The 1,122-nt window shown below is 49.4% G+C and carries 2 protein-coding genes; both read left to right on the top strand.

The window, feature by feature from the left end; all coding sequences use genetic code 11:
• A partial coding sequence (locus SY1_RS08340; protein WP_208873407.1) for a 4Fe-4S dicluster domain-containing protein occupies positions 1–338 on the top strand: 338 nt, incomplete at its 5' end.
• 231 nt (positions 339–569) lie between these two features.
• Entirely contained in the window at positions 570–998 is a 429-nt protein-coding gene (locus SY1_RS08345) for a VOC family protein (protein ID WP_208873409.1), read from the top strand.
• Positions 999–1,122 lie beyond the last annotated feature (124 nt).

The following is a 1,122-nucleotide window of genomic DNA, read 5'->3' on the forward strand; positions in this document are numbered from 1 at the left end:
AAAAAAATCCCTACATGAAGGAGATCTACCCCGGCCGCACGCGGGAGGCGCTTGCGGTGTTCCACCTCTGCAAGGCCGTGGGCGAGTACTTCGACATCAGCGTGCCGTCCCGCGTCCGACGGGATTCCTTCACGATCGGTGGGGCAGGGGCCGTCGAGACGGGGTACTTCGTGGGTTCTGGCTGCATCGGCTGCGGCCGGTGCCTGCGCGCCTGCCCTCAACGGTGCATCGACCTCTCAAGCGGGCGCGCCCTGATCGACCAGAAGCGCTGTCTGCACTGCGGCCGCTGTGCCGCGGCCTGCCCATCCCGCGTGATCGAGCGAAGGGGCATAGCGTGACAACGTGACCATCAGGAGGGGAGTGAGGGACGGCCTCTAAGGACCGTCACGACTTACGAGCACAGTAGCTTGCAGACTTTGAGCGAATGAAGTCAACCAGCAATCGAGGGGGCCTCCAGAAGCGCCTTCAAGTGCTTTATGTGCTTTATTATGATGGGCGCGGCGTTAGTTGACAAATTTTTGATGAAAAATAATAAAATACAATCACATAGACTTGTGGGAGGAAAATGAATGAATAAAATAACGTGTATTTGCTTAGGCGTTAAAAACATGGAAAGAGCGTTAAAATTCTACAGGGATGGGCTAGGGTTTGAAACAGATTGCAGAGAAGATAATCCATCCGTATGTTTTTTTAATACGCCGGGAACAAAGTTTGAACTTTTCCCTTTAGATTTACTGGCGAAGGATATTGATGAAGACAACCCGCCAACAGGAAATGGATTTTCAGGAATTACATTGGCATATAATGTGGAAAATAAAGAAGATGTGGATCGCACTATTGAGCTGGTAAGAAAAGCCGGTGGCACCGTTGTTAAAGAACCACAAGAAGTGTTTTGGGGTGGCTACCATGCGTATTTTTCGGATTTGGATGGATACTATTGGGAAGTAGCATGGGGGCCGAATTTTCAATATGATGAAAATGGCCTGTTAAAATTTTAGTGACATGGAAAGTCAAGAATAGCTCCAGGTAAGGGATATTTAAGCGTTTCCTGAGTCATTATCCAGGTTGGAGGGCACAGTGCAAGGCAAAATTCTTACACCAATTCGCGTTTAATACGGATTG

Origin of the sequence: Fretibacterium fastidiosum, from assembly GCF_000210715.1 — a bacterium.
Lineage (GTDB): Bacteria > Synergistota > Synergistia > Synergistales > Aminobacteriaceae > Fretibacterium > Fretibacterium fastidiosum.

Excerpts from the sequence above, each read along its gene's own strand:
- SY1_RS08345 (WP_208873409.1), top strand. The coding sequence starts at position 570 with ATGAATAAAATAACGTGTATTTGCTTAGGCGTTAAAAACATGGAAAGA.